This is a genomic window from Ruegeria sp. YTSA064, assembly GCF_059610325.1.
In genome coordinates, this window is sequence record NZ_JBXWNK010000006.1 from 128780 (window position 1) to 148741 (window position 19962).

At 54.2% G+C, this 19962-nt stretch carries 17 protein-coding genes; 11 read left to right on the top strand and 6 right to left on the bottom strand.

Annotated elements, in window-relative coordinates:
* Positions 1 to 14: 14 nt before the first annotated feature.
* Positions 15 to 1700: an aspartate-alanine antiporter gene (gene aspT / locus AC2FI7_RS10755; RefSeq protein ID WP_029621933.1), complete on the bottom strand. Its 1686-nt coding sequence runs from the start codon at positions 1698 to 1700 to the stop codon at positions 15 to 17.
* A gap of 398 nt (positions 1701 to 2098) precedes the next feature.
* Here aspT and AC2FI7_RS10760 point away from each other — a divergent pair, with 398 nt between their 5' ends.
* The 4 genes from AC2FI7_RS10760 to AC2FI7_RS10775 are packed head-to-tail and all read left to right on the top strand — an operon-like array spanning position 2099 to position 6015.
* Positions 2099 to 3223 carry an ABC transporter permease gene (locus tag AC2FI7_RS10760; protein WP_029621934.1) on the top strand — a complete coding sequence of 375 codons (1125 nt, stop codon included), beginning with the start codon at positions 2099 to 2101 and terminating at the stop codon, positions 3221 to 3223.
* Between the two features lies 1 nt (position 3224).
* Positions 3225 to 4040, top strand: a complete 816-nt coding sequence (locus AC2FI7_RS10765) for an ABC transporter ATP-binding protein (protein ID WP_010441468.1) — start codon at positions 3225 to 3227, stop codon at positions 4038 to 4040.
* 5 nt (positions 4041 to 4045) lie between these two features.
* Complete coding sequence (locus AC2FI7_RS10770) at positions 4046 to 5362, top strand: MlaD family protein (protein WP_010441472.1); 1317 nt, start codon at positions 4046 to 4048, stop codon at positions 5360 to 5362.
* Positions 5359 to 6015, top strand: coding sequence for an ABC-type transport auxiliary lipoprotein family protein (locus AC2FI7_RS10775; protein WP_010441473.1), 657 nt, complete (start codon positions 5359 to 5361; stop codon positions 6013 to 6015). Before AC2FI7_RS10770 ends, AC2FI7_RS10775 begins: the two co-directional genes overlap by 4 nt.
* Positions 6016 to 6021: 6 nt before the next feature.
* Here the strand turns inward: AC2FI7_RS10775 and AC2FI7_RS10780 are convergent, their stop codons facing one another.
* On the bottom strand, positions 6022 to 7602 hold the full coding sequence (locus tag AC2FI7_RS10780; RefSeq protein ID WP_496816139.1) for an FMN-binding glutamate synthase family protein: 1581 nt from the start codon (positions 7600 to 7602) through the stop codon (positions 6022 to 6024).
* A gap of 256 nt (positions 7603 to 7858) precedes the next feature.
* Between AC2FI7_RS10780 and AC2FI7_RS10785 the strand changes: the two genes are divergently transcribed.
* Entirely contained in the window at positions 7859 to 8227 is a 369-nt protein-coding gene (locus AC2FI7_RS10785; protein ID WP_010441477.1) for a fluoride efflux transporter FluC, read from the top strand.
* Positions 8224 to 8586, top strand: coding sequence for a fluoride efflux transporter CrcB (gene crcB / locus AC2FI7_RS10790; protein WP_010441479.1), 363 nt, complete (start codon positions 8224 to 8226; stop codon positions 8584 to 8586). The genes AC2FI7_RS10785 and crcB overlap by 4 nt, the downstream gene beginning before the upstream one ends.
* 87 nt (positions 8587 to 8673) lie before the next feature.
* Here crcB and AC2FI7_RS10795 read toward each other — a convergent pair whose 3' ends face one another.
* Genes AC2FI7_RS10795 through AC2FI7_RS10810 form a run of 4 tightly spaced genes read right to left on the bottom strand, consistent with a single transcriptional unit; the run spans position 8674 to position 12656 of the window.
* A complete protein-coding gene (locus AC2FI7_RS10795) occupies positions 8674 to 9000 on the bottom strand; it encodes a cytochrome o ubiquinol oxidase subunit IV (RefSeq protein ID WP_010441481.1) in 327 nt (108 codons plus the stop codon).
* The gene (locus AC2FI7_RS10800; RefSeq protein WP_010441483.1) at positions 8993 to 9625 is read right to left on the bottom strand and encodes a cytochrome c oxidase subunit 3; all 633 of its coding nucleotides are present in this window, start codon (positions 9623 to 9625) and stop codon (positions 8993 to 8995) included. Before AC2FI7_RS10800 ends, AC2FI7_RS10795 begins: the two co-directional genes overlap by 8 nt.
* Positions 9622 to 11712 carry a cbb3-type cytochrome c oxidase subunit I gene (locus AC2FI7_RS10805; protein WP_496816140.1) on the bottom strand — a complete coding sequence of 697 codons (2091 nt, stop codon included), beginning with the start codon at positions 11710 to 11712 and terminating at the stop codon, positions 9622 to 9624. The genes AC2FI7_RS10800 and AC2FI7_RS10805 overlap by 4 nt, the downstream gene beginning before the upstream one ends.
* Entirely contained in the window at positions 11709 to 12656 is a 948-nt protein-coding gene (locus AC2FI7_RS10810; protein WP_496833380.1) for a cytochrome ubiquinol oxidase subunit II family protein, read from the bottom strand. Before AC2FI7_RS10810 ends, AC2FI7_RS10805 begins: the two co-directional genes overlap by 4 nt.
* A gap of 147 nt (positions 12657 to 12803) precedes the next feature.
* Here AC2FI7_RS10810 and AC2FI7_RS10815 point away from each other — a divergent pair, with 147 nt between their 5' ends.
* The 5 genes from AC2FI7_RS10815 to AC2FI7_RS10835 all read left to right on the top strand — a co-directional run bounded on the left by AC2FI7_RS10815 (position 12804) and on the right by AC2FI7_RS10835 (position 19795).
* Positions 12804 to 14039, top strand: a complete 1236-nt coding sequence (locus AC2FI7_RS10815; RefSeq protein WP_496816142.1) for a lytic murein transglycosylase — start codon at positions 12804 to 12806, stop codon at positions 14037 to 14039.
* A 389-nt stretch (positions 14040 to 14428) separates the two neighbouring features.
* Positions 14429 to 16057, top strand: coding sequence for a peptide ABC transporter substrate-binding protein (locus AC2FI7_RS10820; RefSeq protein WP_010441492.1), 1629 nt, complete (start codon positions 14429 to 14431; stop codon positions 16055 to 16057).
* 66 nt (positions 16058 to 16123) lie between these two features.
* The gene (oppB, locus tag AC2FI7_RS10825) at positions 16124 to 17047 is read left to right on the top strand and encodes an oligopeptide ABC transporter permease OppB (protein ID WP_010441494.1); all 924 of its coding nucleotides are present in this window, start codon (positions 16124 to 16126) and stop codon (positions 17045 to 17047) included.
* Positions 17048 to 17058: 11 nt separating this feature from the next.
* On the top strand, positions 17059 to 17988 hold the full coding sequence (locus AC2FI7_RS10830) for an ABC transporter permease subunit (protein WP_010441496.1): 930 nt from the start codon (positions 17059 to 17061) through the stop codon (positions 17986 to 17988).
* 1 nt (position 17989) lies between these two features.
* A complete protein-coding gene (locus tag AC2FI7_RS10835; RefSeq protein ID WP_010441497.1) occupies positions 17990 to 19795 on the top strand; it encodes an ABC transporter ATP-binding protein in 1806 nt (601 codons plus the stop codon).
* Positions 19796 to 19962: the final 167 nt, after the last annotated feature.

Consider the following 19962-nt stretch of genomic DNA (forward strand, 5'->3'; position numbering starts at 1 on the left):
TGAACCTCTTCAAATCAGCTTAAGATCAAAACGACGACCATACCGAAGATGGTCAGCAATGTGTTCCCTATCGCATACGGCATTCCGTAACCCAGCGCCGGGATGCGACTTTGCGCGGCTTCTTGGATCATACCCAATGCAGCTGTGGTGGTCCGAGCGCCGGCACAGGCGCCGAACAAGATCGCAGGGTGAAACTTGAACACGTAATGTCCGACATAGACCGCAAAAATCATCGGCAGCGAAGTTGCGACGATCCCCCACAGCAACAGCGCAATACCAGCCTGTTGCAGCCCCGCGACAAATCCCGGCCCTGCGGTGATCCCGATCACCGCGATAAAGACGTTCAGACCCAGCGTGTTCATCAACCAGAGCGCCGGGCCAGGTATTCGGCCAAATGTCGGATGGACAGTGCGCAGCCAGCCCAGCACCAGCCCGGCCAGTAGCGCGCCTCCGGTGGTGGAAAGGCTGATCGGAAAACCACCCATTATGACTGACAGAGTTCCGATGATCCCACCGATGAATATGCCCCAACCCACAAAGGCCAGATCCGTGGTATCTACCGGGCGGTCTGCATAGCCGATCTGGGCAATTGCGGCCTCAACGTGCCGCTTGCTGCCCTGAATTGTGACGATGTCACCTCGATGCACAACGGTGCCTGGCAGCAGCGGCAAATCCTGCATGTTGCGCATCAGTTTCGAGACATAAATGCCCCGCGCGATCGACAATTTGCTTAGTTCTTCAAGCGTCTTGTTATGCACCTCTTTGCTGGTGATCAGCACATCCAGCTTTTCCGATGGAATACTCAGTAGATCAGGCGCATCAGCTTCTGTGAGGTTGGTCTCAAGCAACCCCACCAGATCAGCGCGGCGGCCTGAGAACATCACGATATCTCCGACCTGCAATACGGTGTTATCGTCTACCTCAATGATCTTCCCGTCGCGTCTAAGGCGTTCGGCATAGATGCGGATACCGGGCATCAGGTTTTTGACCGGTTGCCCCAGCAGATCGCTACCTTCTGGGATCTCGAAGGCCCGCGCCTCGATCGCGCGATAAGCTGAGACGATGCCATCACCGGTTTCCACCGATGTCGTGCCACCCAGCTTGGCCTCATACTCCTTGCAGGCCGCGACCAGATCGACGCCGATCAGGCGCGGGCCGATCTTGGCCAGAATGATGGCCGACCCGATAGTGCCGTAGATGTAGGTCACCGCATAGGCGATCGGAATCTGGTTAGCATAGGTCTTGGCCTGTTCCGCAGACAGGCCCAGCTGACCGATCTGGTCAGTGGCAACTCCAATCGCCGCCGAAATCGTCTGCGATCCGGCATAAAGCCCTGCTGCATAGCCAAGCTCCAGCCCCGCCACCTTGGCTGCGATGATCGGAATAACAAGGCAAAGCGCGAGCACGCTGAGCGCAAAGAGCACCTCGCGCGCGCCGTCTGCCTTCAAACCGCGAATGAACTGCGGTCCGACACCGTAGCCCACGGCAAATATAAACATAATGAAGAATGTCGATTTAACGGCCGAGTCGATGTCAATCTGGGCTTGCCCAATCACTACAGCCGCCAGCAAAGTTGCGGTGACTGTGCCCAGGCTGAATCCCATCACCTTCCACGGGCCGACTAAGAAACCGATACCGATCGACAAAAATACCGCCAACTCAGGATAATTCTGTAGAATATTCACCAACCAATCGACCATCATCCACCTCTCAGTTCGTGCGCAATAGGCATGTGGTGCAAGCGTCGGTGGCGAGGCAGAAATGCGCCCTGCAAGCTAATCTATTTGCCGACCAAGCCGCACGTTCGACAAACTCAACCACAACTTGAAATTCCAGCACACGATACCTCAAGAAGGATATTTGTCCATAATTATCTGAATATTAACCTGTTTTGCTCCCGCGCGCCTATCAATATCCTTTGAGGTTTGGCCAGCAGAATCTTGGTATTCAAATGACGGGTTTCGACCAATTGCACTGTTTCTTTAGCAATCTTCGCCCCGAATTTCACTGTCGCACACTCGCCATGCGTGAGGGTAAAATCTTAGCTTGTTTGAACAAATCCATTGCAGGTCCCAAGTGTTTGCCATCACATACGGCTATGACACGGCCGACGATAAATTCTGAGACGAGCGCAACCGGCGTTTGCATACGGATATCGGGGGACTTGCGCACGCAATCGTTGGATCGTGTTGAAGGGGATTTTGCGACTCTTATGCCCAACGGGCAAGATGCTACGATAGACATGTCACAAGTCGAGTCTTTGGATACCGGAGGGGCATGGCTTGTTGCCAACCTCGTACGACGGATGAGTTCCAATGGGGCCCAGGTTCGGCTTGAAGGAGTGGCCCCAGCGCATTCTTCGTTGATCGAGACGGTATCGCACAACTTACCCGATGCGGCCGGAGAGGAGCTGCCGCCGCAGGGTTTTGTGAACTGGGTTGCCCGGGTCGGTCAAAGGACTTTTGGTGCCTGGCAGGACACGTTGTCGATCGTCGGTTTCCTGGGCCTTACCCTGCATCGCTTGGTTCGAACTTTGATCATGCCCTGGCGGTTGCGGCGTGCTGCTTTGTTCTCGCAGATGGAGCAGGTCGGCTTCAAAGCTCTGCCGATCGTTTCCTTGATGGGCTTTTTGATTGGGGTTGTCTTAGCGTTCCAGGGTGCGACTCAGTTAAAACAGTTTGGGGCCGAGATCTTTGTAGTGGAGCTGATCTCAATCTCTATCCTGCGAGAGCTGGGTATCCTGCTAACCGCGATTATAGTCGCAGGCCGTTCTGGATCGGCCTTTACCGCCTCAATCGGCTCCATGAAGGTGCAGGAAGAAATTGATGCGATGCGGACACTCGGGCTTGACCCGATCGAAGTTCTCGTCATCCCGCGTGTCGTAGCCTTGCTTATCATGCTGCCAATCCTGGGCTTTGTGGCCGACATGGCAGGTTTAATCGGTGGCGCTTTGATGAGTTGGATCGACCTTGGAGTGAGCCCTGGCATGTTCCTGACCCGGTTGAAGGAAAATACTGGGGTGGCACAACTTGCCGTTGGAATGATCAAAGCTCCTTTCTTCGCGTTGGTGATCGGAGTTATTGCTTGCTGGCAAGCCATGCAGGTCAAAGGTTCATCGGAAAGTGTTGGTCAGCGGACGACAGCCTCGGTCGTGCAATCGATCTTCATGGTAATTGCGATAGACGCGCTGTTCTCGATCTTTTTCTCAGAAATGGGGATATGAGATGGATGGGGCCGCGCTGCAAAACAAAACCCAATCCGATACGAAACGCGAAGCCGTTATTCGTGTGCGCCATCTGACCAATCAATTTGGAGAACAAGTGGTCCATGACAATCTTGATCTGGATGTCTGGCGTGGTGAAGTTCTGGGTGTGGTCGGCGGCTCGGGCACCGGTAAGTCGGTGCTATTGCGCACGATCGTTGGGTTGAACAAGCCTAAGTCGGGCAGCATCGAAGTTCTGGGCGTTGATGTCCTGAACGGCCCCGAAGAAGAGCGTCAGCGCATCGAAAAAAGCTGGGGTGTCGCCTTTCAGGACGGAGCGCTGTTTTCCTCGCTGACCGTGCTGCAAAACGTGATGGCGCCTCTGCGTGAACATACCGGCATAAGTGAAAAACTGATGGCCGCGCTTGGGGGGCTTAAGATCAGTCTGGTCGGACTACCTCAGCTAAGTTGCAGCAAGTTCCCCTCGGAACTGTCCGGGGGTATGCGCAAACGCGCCGCGTTGGCCCGCGCCCTGTCATTGGATCCCGAAATCGTGTTTCTGGACGAACCAACTGCTGGGTTGGACCCGATCGGGGCTGCCGCTTATGATGATTTGATTGGTGAACTACAGCACGCGCTTGGTCTGACTGTGTTCATGGTGACGCATGATCTGGACAGTTTATACGCCATTTGTGACCGCATCGCTGTACTTGCGGAAAAGCGTGTGCTGGTTGAAGGTCCGATAGAAGGGATGACCAAGGTCGATCATCCTTGGGTTCAGGAATATTTCACAGGCCCCCGCGCCCGTGCGGCACAACAGAAGGGGCAGGACAGGTAGAGGCGATGGAGACCCGAGCGAATTATATCCTGATTGGTGCGTTCACCTTGGCGGGCATTCTTGGTGCCTTCGGGTTCTTCCTATGGCTCGCCAAATTCGAAGTAACCCGTCAATACGCTTACTATGATGTGTTGTTCGACAATGTCTCGGGCCTGTCTGCCGCCGGTGGCGTGAATTATAACGGCTTGCCGGTGGGACAGGTAATTTCCCTGGATCTGGACAAAGATGACCCCTCGAAAGTAAGGGTTCGGCTTGAGATTGATGCAGGCATCCCCGTCACCAAGGAAACCATCGCGCAATTGCAGTCTCTGGGCGTCACCGGCGTGGCATATGTTGAGTTGTCCGGTGGATCACCAACCGCACAGAAATTGCCCCAGAATAGTGTCATCACAAGCAAGCGCAGCTCAATCCAGTCCTTACTCGAAGGCGCACCAGAGGTTCTGGAAAAGGCGGTCACCCTGCTGGAGAACCTCAATTCCGTTGTAGATGAGAACAATCGCAAGGCGGTGTCTGATATACTGAACAATCTGGCAGAAGCGTCGGGCAAACTGGATAAAACACTGACGGATTTCCAGTCGCTTTCGTCGGATCTGGGCGGTGCCGCTAAAGATGTTGGCGAATTCACCAAGAGATTGGATACGTTGGCGAACACGGCCGAAACAACGTTGAGTACAGGAACCGATACGCTCAAGAGCATCAAAGAGACGTCAGAAACTGCCAAAACAACTCTTGAGACTGCAAACACCGCCATTGCAAGCGCTGAAAACGTAATTCAGGAGGAGATTCGACCCTTTGTCGAGCGGGGTTCAATCCTTGCCGAAAGGCTGACACGACTGTCAGATGAGGGCAGCCTGACACTTAGCGTGATAAGTGAAACTGTTCTGAACGCAAACACGACCCTTGAATCGGTTACATCCACGATGAACTCGGCCAAAGGGGCGCTAGACTCGGCCGAGCGAGCATTCGACTCGGCCAATCGCGTGATGGACGAGGATATATCTCCGGTCGCAGCCGATGTAAGTAAGGCAGCCAATCAAGTCGCGGAAACCGTCTCGAACATCACCGAAAAAATCGACGAAATATCAGACGACGTCCTGAGCGCTTCTAAATCGGCGTCAGATCTGTTGGGTACCATCGATGGCGTCGTTCAGGATAACCGCCGTCAGGTCTCGGATTTCTTGCGCGTTGGCTTGCCTCAGTTTATCCGCTTCATCGAGGAATCGCAGCGTCTGGTGATTAGTCTCGACCGACTGGTCGACAAGGTCGAACGCGACCCCGCCCGCTTTTTGTTAGGCACCCAAGCATCGGAGTTTCGTCAATGATACGGCCCTTAACACTGTCTCTGATATTGGCCGCAATGACGGGTTGCACTGGCCTAGGAACGCTGCGGCAAGCCTCAAAGCCCAACGATCTCTATTTGCTAACCCCAAAGAGCACGTTCTCGTCTTCGCTGCCGCGCATACAGAAACAGATCGTTGTTGAGGAACCCACAGCGACGGCAGCGGTAAACACCGATCAGATCGCCGTTCAGCCAACTTTGCTGCAAGTTCAATACCTGCCTCGGGCCCGTTGGGTGGATCGCGCGCCATTGATCGTTCAGGCGCTGATGGTTGAAAGCTATGAAAACTCCGGCAAGGTTGCGGCCGTGGGGCGATCGACGGTTGGCCTGCGGGCTGATTATGTGATTGCACCCGATTTGCGCGAGTTTCAGGGCATAGTCGTCAGCGAAACCGGAGACTCAAAAACGGTGCGCGTGGAAGTGCGCATCAACATCAAAATCATCGATGAGTACGAGGACAAGATTATCGCCTCCAGCTCGTTCAGGGAAAACGTAATGGCCACGACTGATCAGACCCCTGATCTAGTCGAAGCATTTGATGTGGCCTTGGGCCGGACCATGCGGGATGCGGTTGAATGGAGTATCCGCAAAATTAATACTCACGTGCAGAACAACCCACGATCAAGCCCAAGCTAGGGGTTGTCAGAACTGGCTGGCCGAAGCTGCCTGCCAGTCCGCAGCATATTCCTGCGGCACGGTTTTGCCCAGCAATGCGTCTTCTTCCAGAAAGCTGTAAAGCTCAGCGTAAGATCGTTCTCCCTCATCTGCCATGCGACGGAGGATATCGCTGGGTCGCAATTCAGAAACCTTGGCTTTGCCCATAGCACCCAAGATCTCGCGGAAGCTTTCCAATGTCGCGTCATGGAACCGGTGCACACGCTGACGTTTCTGCGGCACGTTTACCGCTCGGCCCCGGATCGGATCCTGCGTCGCCACGCCCGAAGGGCACCGATTGGTATTGCAATGCAGTGCTTGAATGCACCCAACGGCAAACATCATCGCCCGCGCCGCGTTGCACATATCAGCACCCAAGGCCATTTTCTCGACCATGTCGAAACCCGTCGCAACCTTGCCCGAGCAAATCACGTGCACCTTGTCGCGCACTCCAATCCCACGCAGGCAATTGTTTACAAAGATCAACCCTTCGTTCAGGGGCATCCCCAGACGGTTGGTAAATTCAACCGGCGCCGCGCCGGTCCCTCCTTCGGCACCATCAACGGTAATAAAATCGGGCAGTATGCCGGTTTCCAACATGGCTTTACAGATCGCCATGAATTCCGAAGGTTGGCCGATGCACAGTTTGAAGCCAATCGGCTTACCGCCAGACATTTCCCGCAGATGCTGAACAAACTGCATCAACCCTGTCGGCCCATCGAACGCCGAGTGTATAGGGGGTGAAATTACATCCTGATGCACAGGAACGCCTCGGATTTCCGCGATTTCCTCGTCCACCTTTGCGGCCGGCAATACCCCTCCATGAGACGGTTTTGCCCCTTGTGAAAGCTTAATCTCGATTGCCTTCACCACATCCAATTTGGCTTTTTCGGCGAATTTGTCCTTGTCGAAACCCCCATCGGCGGTGCGACATCCAAAATACCCTGTTCCGATTTGCCAGATGATGTCACCACCCTCAGCCAGATGGTGCGGGGATAGCCCTCCTTCGCCGGTATTATGTGCAAACCCGCCATCCTTAGCGCCACCGTTCAGTGCCCGGATCGCATTTGCGCTGAGTGCACCAAAGCTCATCGCTGAAACATTCAGGCGCGAAGCGTTATAGGGTTTGTCGCACTGAGGCCCGCCAAGCATAATCCGCTCCTCACTTTCATCGACATGTTTTGGCGAAAGTGAATGGTTTGAACGATGATAACCGACACTCAGTATGTCGTACTGGGTCCCGAATGCCTGCGTATCCACCTGCCCTTTGGCGCGGGAATAGACCAGACTGCGGATAATCCGATTGAAAGGTCGACCACTTTCGTTGGTTTCCACAAAATACTGCCGGATTTCGGGGCTGACAAATTCCAGCATATAGCGGAAGTGGCCGAGAACGGGATAGTTGTTCAATACGTTATGCTTGGTCGTCAGCATATCGTACATTCCTACAATCGCGTACGGGATCAGAATGACCAACAGCCAATTCGCAGAGGACCAGAAATACCCCAGCAATAGGGTAAGTGGCAGGACCACAAAGCTGAGCACATAATATAGTCTGCGAACAATCATCCCTGACCTCCCTGGGTGGCGTAAAGAGCTGTGTATCCTCGGCTGGATCGTGGGCTCGAAGCCCGGCAGATGTTTTTAAACGTGAACCAGATTCAACTGAATTTGCAAGACCTTGCTAATCTGTCGTTAGTAACGGTTGAGTTAGCAAGGGCAGTTGATCGGTCCATTCGCAATCTATATGCGGGATAAGACACAGGTAAGAGCGGGATCAATCTAGGTGTCACAAACTGCACCTGCCCTCAGGCGTAGTGCCCAGATGTACGCAGCCGTCTTTGTTGGTGGTGCTGCGGGTTCGCTGCTACGCGAACTGTTCACGGTGCCGATACCCGGTGCTCCATTTCTGACAGAGACGTTCGGTATTAACATTGTGGCCTGCTTCATCCTTGGCTGGCTTTATTCTATCCGCCACAAAGTTCATGCACATGTGCTGCACTTGGGTGCTGTAGGGTTTTGCGGAGGCCTTTCTACTTTTTCTTCATTTGTGGCCGAGTTGGAGCGTTTGGCCGAAACCACCGGTTGGTACGTCATCACCGCCTTCGGGGCAGAAATCGCAATTGGCTTAGCCGCAGCGGCTTTGGGTGAAGCGTTGGGTCGAAAGTACTTGCCTTGGAGGCATCCAGAATGAACGACCTGCATCTGCACGTCATGTTTGCGCTGGGAGGAGGAGCAGGTGCTGTACTGCGCCACTGGTTGACGCTTCAGGTGACCCACGATCTGCCTTACGCTACACTGATCGTGAATGTGGCAGGCAGCCTGTTGCTTGGTCTGTGGGTTGGTTATCTCGGCGGGGAAATCGAAATGAGCGAGCAACAGAACCGATTGGTATTCGGCTTTTGCGGTGGCTTCACAACGTTTTCCAGCTTTGCTTATCAGTCACTGCAGTTGAACCGTGAAAGAACCATCGCGTTCGCAGCTGGTAACATAATTCTCAGTCTGGTTCTGTGCTGGATCGCGCTTTGGTTAGGATTGGTCCTGATGGCCTGACCAATCGAGTCACCGGTTATGGAACGAATGATGGTGGTGCGAAGAACCATTCCTGATGCGGCTACAAGCGGGTCAGGGCTTGGCGGATCACATCATCTGCAGGTGCATCCGAATGGCCAAATTACCTAGAATCCAGACCGTCCCGCCGATGATAATCAATAAGACCAGCGTTGAGAATAGGATCAGGTCCAGATCCTCTCGGCTGCTGCGCCGCCTGTCGATATGAAGAAAGTACACCAACTGCACAACCAACTGTGCCAAGCCCAGCAGGCCGATGCTAAGATAGACCCCTTTGGTTTCAATCCCGTATCGGTGAGCGATTAAGAAGACCGCCAGCGTTAGCAGAAGAGACCCACCATATCCGATAACATATCGGCGACGCTCTCGCTTGTGCAGGTCAGCGCGTCTATCCATAGGTCAGCCCTCCAAAATAGACAATTGTGATGATGCCGACCCAGATCAGATCAAGGAAGTGCCAGAACAATGCCAGTCGCACCATACGGGACATCAGCAAGTCAGTTAGTCCGAACATTCTTAGCTGAATGCCCAAGACGATCAGCCACAGGCACCCCGACGCGACGTGCAGCCCGTGCAGTGGCACAAGGCCATAGAAAGCCGACAAAAATCCGCTGCGCTGAGGGATACCGCCCTGGGCTGCCATGTTCAGAAAATCGCGGATCTCCAGAACCAGAAAGCTAAGCCCCAGTACCAGTGTTACTCCAAACCACAGAACGATCCGCGCCCGCGGCAAGTTGTATTTCAACGCCAGCATCGCAAGCCCTACGGTCAGACTGCTCGTCAACAATATCAGGGTTTGAGCAAAGATGCTTTTCAGATCAAACAATTCATGTGGTCCGGGCCCACCGGCCTGTGCATCAATCATCGTGATGTAGATCGCGAACATCAGGCCGAAATAGACCAGATCGCTCATAAGAAAGACCCAGAAGCCAAAAGTGACAACCTCGGTGGCTTTGTGGGCGCTCGCATGGCCTTCGCCAAGGTTGATGCCCGGATAGCTTTGCGTGGGTGCGCGCCTCATGTCACGACCTCCATATCCGGGCGTGCGAGACCGCGATTTTCTGGGGCGATTTCATAATCGCGATCCACTGCTGCAGTGCTATGGACAAGGTCCAGCCAAGCTTCATGGTCTTTGCGGACCTCTTCGGCAGGAATGATGATTTCGGTGCTGGTATCAAAGCTCCAGATGATAATCGCCAGGATGATAGCAATCGTCATCAGGAGCGCCAGCCACCAAATCCACCAAACCAGCGCGAACATCCAGACACCGCTGAGCACGCAGAGAATGAATCCGATGCCGGTATTGCGCGGCATCTCGATATATTCATAGGCTTCAGGTTTGGGATAAGCTGCAGCGCGCTCTTTGGCGGCGGCAAAGTTGTCGCGGTCGGTGACCTCCGGGATGATGGCAAAGTTGTAGGGCGGTGGCGGAGACGGAATCGACCATTCCAGTGTACGCCCGTCCCACGGATCACCTATCGGAGCACGGGTTTTTTCACGATTGCGGATACTGACCCAAAGTTGAATGAGGATCGAGAACAACCCGCAGGTGATGACCAATGCACCAATTACGGCAATGATCATGTAGGGGTGAAAACTCGGGTCCTCCCAACTGTAGGACCGGCGCGGCATTCCCATCAAACCAACAAAGTAAAGCGGCATAAAAGTCAGCAAGAAACCCACGGTCCAGCAGACGACCGAGACGCGTCCCCAGAATTCGTTGAGGCGAAAACCGAAGGCTTTCGGGAACCAGTAATTATAGCCCGCGAGCAGCGCAAACAGTACTCCGGGCAGAAGGACGTTGTGGAAATGCGCCACAAGGAACAACGTGTTGTGGACCTGATAGTCAATCGTCGGATTGGCCAGAATTACCCCGCTAAGGCCACCAATCACGAACAGCATCAAAAAGGCTAGACCATAGAGCATCGGAACGGAAAACCGTATCCGCCCGCGATAGAGCGTGGCCATCCAGTCATAGACTTTCACACCGGTTGGGATCGCGATCAGCATCGTCGCAATGCCGAATACCGCGTTGATCAGCGCGCTTTGGCCCATGGTGAAGAAATGATGCAGCCATACTGTGAAAGACAATACTGCAATCGACATCGTGGCAATGACCAGCGAGTTATAGCCATAAAGGCGCTTGGCCGAAAAAGTGGCAAAGACTTCGGAATAGATGCCATAAGCAGGCAGGACCAGCAGATAGACCTCTGGGTGACCGAACAGCCAAAACAGGTTGGCATAGTTCATCATGTTTCCACCAAGATCATTGGTGAAGAAATGGAAATCCAGATACCGATCAGCGGCCAGCAACAGCGCCGCCACGCCTAGGGGCGGCATGGCAAAGACGATCAGGATTGAGCTACAGATGATCGTCCAGCAATACATCGGCAACCGCATGAATTTCATCCCAGGTGCACGCAGCTTGTAAATTGTGACGGCAAAATTGATACCAGTGAGAGTGGTGCCTACGCCCGAGACAACAATGGCCCAAATCCAATAATCCGGCCCGACGCCGGGATTGAACGCGGCGCCTGTGTAAGGCGGATATGCGGTCCAACCTCCGGTCGAAAACTCGCCAACCACCAGCGAGACCATCAACATCATGCCGGACGATACCGTCAGGCCAAGGCTGATTTGGTTCATAACCGGAAATGCAACGTCCCGCGCGCCGATCATCAACGGAACCAGATAGTTTGCCACTCCAAAGACAAAGGGGACGGCAACGAAGAAGATCATGATGGTGCCGTGGGTGCTGAATAGCTCGGCGAAATGTTCGGGCTTCAGAAATCCATCGCCCGGACCTGCCGCCTGTTGGGCCCGCATCACAACACCTTCCAACACGCCCCTTGCCAGCATGACGATGGCAAAGACGATATACATGATGCCGATTTTCTTGTGATCAGCGCTGGTCAACCAATCCCGCCAGAGAGGGCTCCAAAGGCGAAACCACGTTAGCAGGAACAGCACCGTCAAAGCGCCCACTATCACTATACCGGCCGCAGCGTTGGCGATGATTTCATTGGCACCGGGCGCCCGGATGAGCCCGGTGATCGGCAACGCATCCCAACTCAGGCGACCCAAAATGCCAGTCTCGACTGAAGTCATTGTTTTGCCTCCGACCCGTACGCAGTGGTGCCGGGTTGCGGGCCAAGGGCAAGAGGCTCCCCGCTGTGATAACGATGCAGGATCAAGCGGAACAAATCACCTTCTTCCAGTGTAAAATAAAGCGCGTTCAGCGGCATGAGTTCGGTTCCTAACGCCGCCTGAACTTCGTCCCGATCCGTGCGCATGGCCAGTGTCTGATACGTGTCTTCTGTCAACGGAATACCATGCGCCCGGACGCTGGCGACCCAAGCCGCGAAATCCACGGGTTGCATAGCCTGCGTTAGAAATTTCTGCTTGGTGAACCCGCGACCATTATACTGCGTGTTCTCACCCTGCATCGTATTGGGCGAGTCGGCCACCACATGCAGTTGCGTTGTCATGCCAGGCATGGCGTAGATTTGCCCAGCCAATGCAGGGATCATAAACGATTGCATCACTGTGTCGGTCGTCAGCGTAATCGCGACCTGCTTTTTGATCGGGATGCCAAACTCTCCGACTGTGGCGATTCCAAGATCGGGGTAGATGAACAGCCATTTCCAATCGAGGCCTACCACCTGCACCCGCAAGGCAGGCTCCTCCCCGAACGGGGCTGCATAGGGATCAAGACGGTATGTGGTTTTCCAAAGGTAGAATGACAGGATCGCCACAATCAGCACCGGTACACCCCACATCAATACCTCAAGCTTTGCCGAGAAATCCCAGTGCGGTTTGTAATATGCGTTTCCACCTTTACGTCGGCGATACCTATAAGCGACCAGCGGCACCAAGACCAAAACCGGGATCACCGCAATCAGGATCAGAGCGGTCGCTCGCAGAAGGTGCTTTTTTTGGATTTCGGCGATTGGCCCCTGAGGGTCCATGAAACTATCACTTGCCCCAGCGGCCTGCACTGTCAGCAACAGCGCAACTAGCGTTACCAGAGCGGGCACTGCGATCGAAGACATCCGGGAAAAGGTCACGCCTGATGATCCTCTTGCGGCGGGGGTTCCCGGCAACTATTGGCAGAGTCACGGATTTTCTCAAGGGCTTTTGCGATTTTGCTCCTAAAGGCGATTGTTGACACCACGTCACGGGCGCGCAAGATCGGTTCCATGCGTTTCGTTTTCACTGTTCTTTTCCTGATTGTTCTGGCAGCTCCTTTGTTGGCGCAGGATCGTGTTTTTGTTGAACGTCAGTTTCAGAGCTGGCTGCAACAAACCATCTGGCCACAAGCAAAGGCAAAGGGTGTTTCCAAGCAAACTTTTCAGCAAGCTTTTGATGGGGTGAATCTAAATTGGGATCTGCCGGATCTGGTGCCGCCGGGCAGCCCTCAAAAAACACCAAAGGTCCAGCGTCAAGCCGAGTTTGGCTCGCCGGGTCGGTATTTTAATGCCGGATCCGTACAGGGCGCCACGTCGGTCGGCCGTAAAATGGCCAGACGTCACGCAGAAACCCTGGCACGCGTTGAAGCTGAAACCGGTGTGCCCGCACGCATCATTCTGGCCATTTGGGGACGCGAGAGTGGATATGGTCAGGTACCAATCCGACACGATGCATTTCAGGTTCTGAGCACGAAAGGGTTCATGAGCACGCGCGCCGATTATTTCACCGCAGAACTGATCGCAGCACTGCAAATTGCCGAAGCGGGTCATGCGCAAGGAAGAGAACTAAAGAGCAGTTGGGCAGGAGCATTGGGTCAGCCACAATTCATGCCTACAAATTTTCTGACCTATGCGCGCGATGGCGATGGCGATGGCAGGGCGGATATCTGGGGCTCAGCCGCAGATACTATTGCGTCGATTGGAGCCTATCTTGAAGAGCACGGATGGATTGCGGATCGCGATTGGGGATTTGAGGTTAATCTGCCAAAAACCGTTTCATGCGCGTTAGAAGGGCCTGATCAAGGGCGTCTTATCCGGGATTGGGCAGCAATGGGCGTCAGCCGTGTTGCTGGCAAACCTTTTCCAGCGCACGAACTGGCTGCCGAAGGTTATCTGATGATGCCCGCAGGTCGCAGCGGTCCGGCTTTCATCGTCACGCCCAATTTCTATGTCCTCAAAGACTATAATACCAGTGACCTCTATGCTTTGTTTGTGGGCCATGTCGGCGATCGCATCCAATACGGTGTTGGCGATTTTCGCGGGCGCTGGGGGGACGTCGGCAACCTCTATCGGTCGGATATCGCAACAATGCAGCAAGTGCTTGTTGAACAGGGTCATGATGTAGGCGGCATCGATGGTCTGCCTGGATATAAAACCCGGCGTTCGATCGGTCGCTGGCAAGCCGCATCAGGCCGTGCGCCGACATGTTTTCCAAATGACCGTTTGAAGGCAGCGCTCAAGCCCTGAATTCTGCCCTGATTCGCCATTTGCGCGTGTTGACGAAAACCCATTCGCCCTTTGCAATTTGTATGACTTCACGAAAATGTCACCAAAGCAAAGCGTTTCAGAATAATCTTTCGATGCTCCCTTACGTTACGGTTTCAATCGATCTTTGAGCCTTCAATGCGACTTAAAACTCTTTACCTTTCTCCAAAAACCAGCAGATTTTGCAGCAGTGAAAGAGAACTTTCGCAATCGGCTTTCCGACGCTGCCCAATGGAAATGGTCTGAAATTTGGACTCTGCCGCGATCTAGATCAAGGTGAACGCACGGCAATTGTCGGAGACACACAGGTAGATGGGTATCCGCTGCAATAGCAGGATAGCCCGACGCCACATAATAATGGGAGTAATCACATGCACAAAATTGTCCGTACTTCATTGGCGGGACTGTTGTCCTCGACCATCATAACTGGCGCAGCAATCGCCGCAGGAACCCACCCCGAAACCGGCGAAGCGCTGGCGGATGATCAGACGTTTATCTATCGCATTCTGGATGAGCACAGCTCGGTCGACCCGCAAGTGGTTGAAGATGTGTCGGGCGCCGAAATCGTGCGCGACTTGTTCGAAGGTCTCATGAACCAGGACGAAGATGGTAATCTGGTCCCCGGCGTTGCCACCGAATACTCGGTCAATGACACCAAGGATGTGTATACGTTTACCCTCCGCGATAACGCGAAATGGTCAAACGGAGATCCGGTTACCGCAGGTGACTTCGTTTTTGCATGGAAACGTGCTGTCGATCCTGAGCTGTCATCGCCCTACGCGTGGTTCATGGAATTGATGTCGATTGAAAACGCGGCTGAGATCATTGCGGGTGAAAAATCAGTGGATGATCTGGGTGTCAAAGCCATTGACGACCACACTCTAGAAGTCACACTGAGCACGCCCCTCCCCTATTTCCCTCAGATGACCACGCATTCGACAACCTTCCCTGCGCCGCAGAAAGTGATTGAAGAATTCGGCGATGCATGGACTAAGCCGGAAAACATCGTATCGAACGGCGCCTATGTCCTGACTGAGCATCTGCCACAGGAACGTTCGGTGCGTGAGCGCAACGAGATGTACTGGGACAATGACAACACCATTATCGAAAAAGTTGTGGCATTGGTCATCAATGACGAGAATGTCGCCCTGACCCGCTACCTTGCGGGTGAGTTGGATCGCACCGAAGTTCCTGCCGGTCAGTTCCCGCGCCTGCAGCAGGAGCATCCGGATGAAGCCATCAGCTTCCCTCGTTTGTGCAACTATTACTATACCTTCAACGTCTCTGACAGCGGTCCCGAAGCGTTCAAGGACCCCAACGTCCGTCAGGCACTGTCCCTGGCCGTGGATCGCGCGATCATTACTGAAAAGGTGATGGCTGGTGGTCAGCCCCAGGCTTACACGTTCGCACCCGCCGCCACTGCCAACTTTACGGTTCCTGACGTGGAGATGGCTTCGATGAGCCAGGCTGAGCGCGATGAGCTTGCAAAAGAGTTGCTGGCAGGAGCGGGCTATGGTCCGGATAATCCGCTGAGCTTTGAGATGGTTTACAACACCTCAGAGGCGCACAAGAAAGTGGCCGTGGCACTCAGCCAGATGTGGAAACAGAAGCTGGGCGTCAATGCAGAGCTGGCAAACATGGAATGGAAAGTGTTCCTGGAAGAGCGCGGTAACCAGAACTTCGAACTGGCTCGCGGCGCATGGTGTGGCGACTATAACGAAGCCTCGACCTTCCTTGATCTGCTGCAATCGGATTCCGGTTACAACGACGGAAAGTACAACAACGCACGCGTTGATGAGCTGCTGGCCGAAGCCAAAACTTCGGACGATCCGGCACCGCTTTATACCGAAGTAGAGCGGATTATTGCACAGGAAACTCCTGTAATCCCGATCTATCACTATGCAGGCGTTTACATGATGGACAGCGATGTAGGGAACTGGCCCGTCAACAACGTCGAGCAGAACTGGTATTCGAAGAACCTGTACAAGGTCGCCGAATAATCGCCATAGAACCACGCCCTGTCCCGGAGGCATCCGGGGCAGGGCCAATAAACATGGGGGCATGAAATGCTTGCCTACAGTCTGCGGCGACTGCTGATCGCCATTCCGACGATCCTGTTGCTGATCGTCGCCTGTTTTTTCCTGATGCACGTAGCACCCGGTGGGCCATTTACCTCAGAACGGCCGCTGCCGCCGCAGGTTCTGGCCAATATTGAGGCGCGCTATGGGTTGGACCAACCGTTGTGGAAACAGCTCTGGGACTACCTGTACAACATCGTCGTGCATTTTGATTTCGGCCCGTCCTTCAAGTTCAAGGACAGGGACGTCAACGACATTATCGCTCAAGGGTTTCCGATTTCCCTGACCTATGGCTCGCTTTCATTTCTTGTTGCAACTGCCGTTGGTGTAAGCCTTGGGATCGCAGCCGCGATCAAACACAATAGCTGGATCGATTATTTCGCTGTTGGTCTTGGTATCGCGGCGCAAGCTCTGCCAAACTTCATCATGGGGCCGATCCTGATCCTTACCTTCACCCTGTGGCTGGGCTGGTTGCCGGGAGGTGGCTGGAACGGAGGCCAATGGCAATATCTGGTCATGCCGGTGATTGCGCTGGCAACATCCTATATGGGTTCGATTGCACGGATCACGCGTTCGTCGATGCTCGAAGTTCTGAACTCGAACTTCATCCGTACCGCGCGCGCCAAGGGCTTGCCGACCAGAACCGTAATTTGGCGTCATGCGTTGAAACCTACGTTGTTGCCGGTTGTCTCATATCTCGGGCCGGTGTTCGTCTACGTGCTTACGGGTTCAGTCTTTGTCGATATCTATTTCTCGACCGGTGGTCTTGGTCAGGCCTACGTTGGCTCTGCACTGTCTCGTGACTATGCGGTGCTCCTGGGGGTTACCATTCTCTATGGCGCATTGACCGTTGTCGTGAACCTTCTGACCGACCTGGCTTATGCCTGGTTTGATCCGAAAATTCGTTACTGAGGGGCTGGCTCATGCTTGGAAAATCTCAAAAAGCCGCCCATCTGGCCGAAGAAATCACAGATTACACGGTCATTCAGGGGCGCTCGCTCTGGCAGGACGCACGTATGCGTTTTGTCCGCAACAAGGCCGCAATGGCCAGTGTTTTTGTTTTGGGTCTGATCGTGCTGTTCACGATTATCGGACCATATTTTGCAGCCTGGTCCAATGAAGAGATCGACTGGAACGTTATGGGTGACGTACGCGGCATGGGAATGCCCTCGATCGAGACTGGTCACTATTTCGGTGTCGATGATCTGGGGCGCGACCTTTACAGCCGTGTCATTCAGGCGACCACTACATCGCTGCTGGTTGGTCTGATTGGGGCTGCAACTGCGTTGATCGTTGGCACTTGCTATGGCATTGCCGCTGGTTATATCGGAGGGCGTACCGACAACGCCATGATGCGCTTTGTCGACATCCTATTGGCGATCCCGGCAACTCTGATCATCATCCTTCTGCTGGTCGTGGCAGGGCGGTCCTTTTTCATGCTGTTCATCGCGTTGGGTGCAGTCGGTTGGCTGACCATGGCGCGGATCGTTCGGGGGCAAACCCTGACGCTGAAGAACCGCGAATTCATCGAAGCCGCTCGTGCCGCCGGTGTCAGTGAGTTTACCATCATGTATCGCCACATTCTGCCCAACCTGTTGGGCGTTGTGATCGTGTACGCCTCGCTGTTGGTTCCCGAAATGATCCTGACCGAAAGTTTCATTTCGTTTTTAGGTCTCGGAATCTCTGAACCCTACACCTCTTTGGGCCGTCTGATTGCCGAAGGTGCCGGGACCATGGGCTATGGCACTTTGTGGCAGCTTCTTTATCCCCTGACTTTCTACGTTGCCATCATCATCACCATGTTTTTCATCGGTGATGGTTTGCGTGACGCTCTGGACCCGAAGGATCGCTGATATGAGTCTATTTTCCATCAAAGACCTGAGCGTTCAGTTCGATACTCCAGATGGCATCGTCGAAGCCGTCAAGGGCATCAGTTTCGACATCAATCCAGGCGAGTGTCTGGGCATCGTCGGCGAAAGCGGGTCGGGCAAAAGCCAGACCTTCATGGCAGCGATGGGGCTATTGCCTCCGGCTGGCCGTGCAACGGGGTCTGCCATGCTGAACGGTCAGGAAATCCTGAACTTGCCAGTGAACAAGCTGAACCGCATCCGCGGCGATGATGTAGGTATGATCTTTCAGGACCCGCTCACCGCCCTGACCCCGCATTTGCGGGTCGGTCAACAGATGCGCGAAGTGCTGCAAGTGCATGAGGGTTTGCAGGGCTCTGCCGCCAAAGCGCGATGCCTTGAATGGTTGGACCGCGTTCGTATCCCCGAGGCGAAACGGCGATTGGATCAGTACCCGCACGAGCTGTCGGGCGGGATGCGTCAGCGAGTCATGATTGCCATGTCGATGCTGTGCAGCCCGAAATTGTTGATCGCGGATGAACCCACAACGGCGCTGGACGTCACCGTACAGGCCGACATTCTGGACCTGATGGTGCGACTGCAAAAAGACGAAGGCACAGCCATTGCTTTGATCACCCATGACATGGGCGTCGTCGCGCGGATGTGCGACCGCATACAGGTCATGCGCCTTGGTCAATTTGTCGAGGCCGGGGAAACCCGTGAAGTCTTTCGCGCACCGCAACACGAGTACACTCGCACCTTGCTTGAGGCGATGCCTCGCATCGACGCCGGTGACGCGCCCAAAGCCTTGGGCAAGACCGAAGAGCCGCTGCTGCGCGTTGACGACGTCAAGGTTCATTTCCCAATCCATGTTCCGGGCGGATTATTCGGCCACAAGGTGCCTCTCAAGGCCGTGGATGGTGTCAGCTTTGATATTCGCAAGGGCGAAACGCTGGGTGTTGTGGGTGAATCCGGTTGCGGCAAGTCCACGCTGGCGCGGGCGGTTCTGCAATTGATCGAACCCAGTGCGGGCAACGTCAGCTGGCTGGGCCATCCGATCGTCGGGTTGAAACGGTCCGAGTTGAACAAATACCGCAAGGATCTGCAGATTGTATTCCAGGATCCACTCGCCAGCCTTGATCCACGGATGACAATCTCGGCCTCAATCGCGGAACCATTAAAAACCTATCGACCAGACCTGACGGAACGCGAACGTAAGGACCTGGTCGCCGAGATGATGGAACGTGTTGGCCTGCCAACCAATATGATCAACCGTTATCCACATGAACTGTCAGGTGGGCAAAATCAGCGCGTCGGAATCGCTCGGGCAATGATCAACAAACCAAAGTTGATCATTTGCGATGAAGCCGTTTCGGCACTGGACGTGTCCATTCAGGCCCAGATCGTGGAATTGTTGCGAGAATTGCAACAAGAGTTCGGTTTGTCGATGATTTTCATTAGTCATGACCTGTCAGTTGTACGCGCAGTGTCTAACCGAATCATGGTTTTGTACTTGGGTCGCATTGTCGAATTGGGCGATGGTGAAGTGATATGTTCTGAACCAATACACCCCTACACCAAATCCCTGATATCGGCGGTTCCGATTCCTGATCCGGATGTTGAGCGTAACCGTCAAAGGCTTAAATTACCGGGTGAATTACCGTCCCCAATGGATCCCAAGGCCACATTGCGTTTCTTGCCCAGCAAGTTGTCCTCGGGCGAAACGGACTATGTTCCGCGGCTTAGCGAAATTGCTCCTGACCATTTCGTTGCCGAACATGATCCGCTTGATGCGATTATGGCTAACTCCTGACTATTAGCGCCCCGAAGCTTGAAGGTTTCAGGGGCGCGAATCCTACTTTTCTGCGCACCAAGTACTCTGTGTACCTTGGCTAGAACCACGTTTGGGTGTGTTTCGTTTTGACTCTGTGTGCAGGTTAATGGCAGATTCCATCGTGCCCGCTGCACTACTGTCGGGTG

Excerpts from the sequence above, each read along its gene's own strand:
- AC2FI7_RS10820 (WP_010441492.1), top strand. The coding sequence starts at position 14,429 with ATGCACAAAATTGTCCGTACTTCATTGGCGGGACTGTTGTCCTCGACC.
- AC2FI7_RS10835 (WP_010441497.1), top strand. The coding sequence starts at position 17,990 with ATGAGTCTATTTTCCATCAAAGACCTGAGCGTTCAGTTCGATACTCCA.
- AC2FI7_RS10765 (WP_010441468.1), top strand. The coding sequence starts at position 3,225 with ATGGATGGGGCCGCGCTGCAAAACAAAACCCAATCCGATACGAAACGC.
- AC2FI7_RS10815 (WP_496816142.1), top strand. The coding sequence starts at position 12,804 with ATGCGTTTCGTTTTCACTGTTCTTTTCCTGATTGTTCTGGCAGCTCCT.
- crcB (WP_010441479.1), top strand. The coding sequence starts at position 8,224 with ATGAACGACCTGCATCTGCACGTCATGTTTGCGCTGGGAGGAGGAGCA.
- AC2FI7_RS10810 (WP_496833380.1), bottom strand. The coding sequence starts at position 12,656 with ATGTCTTCGATCGCAGTGCCCGCTCTGGTAACGCTAGTTGCGCTGTTG.
- AC2FI7_RS10780 (WP_496816139.1), bottom strand. The coding sequence starts at position 7,602 with ATGATTGTTCGCAGACTATATTATGTGCTCAGCTTTGTGGTCCTGCCA.
- AC2FI7_RS10830 (WP_010441496.1), top strand. The coding sequence starts at position 17,059 with ATGCTTGGAAAATCTCAAAAAGCCGCCCATCTGGCCGAAGAAATCACA.
- AC2FI7_RS10805 (WP_496816140.1), bottom strand. The coding sequence starts at position 11,712 with ATGACTTCAGTCGAGACTGGCATTTTGGGTCGCCTGAGTTGGGATGCG.
- AC2FI7_RS10800 (WP_010441483.1), bottom strand. The coding sequence starts at position 9,625 with ATGAGGCGCGCACCCACGCAAAGCTATCCGGGCATCAACCTTGGCGAA.
- AC2FI7_RS10770 (WP_010441472.1), top strand. The coding sequence starts at position 4,046 with ATGGAGACCCGAGCGAATTATATCCTGATTGGTGCGTTCACCTTGGCG.
- AC2FI7_RS10775 (WP_010441473.1), top strand. The coding sequence starts at position 5,359 with ATGATACGGCCCTTAACACTGTCTCTGATATTGGCCGCAATGACGGGT.
- AC2FI7_RS10785 (WP_010441477.1), top strand. The coding sequence starts at position 7,859 with ATGTACGCAGCCGTCTTTGTTGGTGGTGCTGCGGGTTCGCTGCTACGC.
- AC2FI7_RS10795 (WP_010441481.1), bottom strand. The coding sequence starts at position 9,000 with ATGGATAGACGCGCTGACCTGCACAAGCGAGAGCGTCGCCGATATGTT.
- oppB (WP_010441494.1), top strand. The coding sequence starts at position 16,124 with ATGCTTGCCTACAGTCTGCGGCGACTGCTGATCGCCATTCCGACGATC.
- aspT (WP_029621933.1), bottom strand. The coding sequence starts at position 1,700 with ATGGTCGATTGGTTGGTGAATATTCTACAGAATTATCCTGAGTTGGCG.
- AC2FI7_RS10760 (WP_029621934.1), top strand. The coding sequence starts at position 2,099 with ATGACACGGCCGACGATAAATTCTGAGACGAGCGCAACCGGCGTTTGC.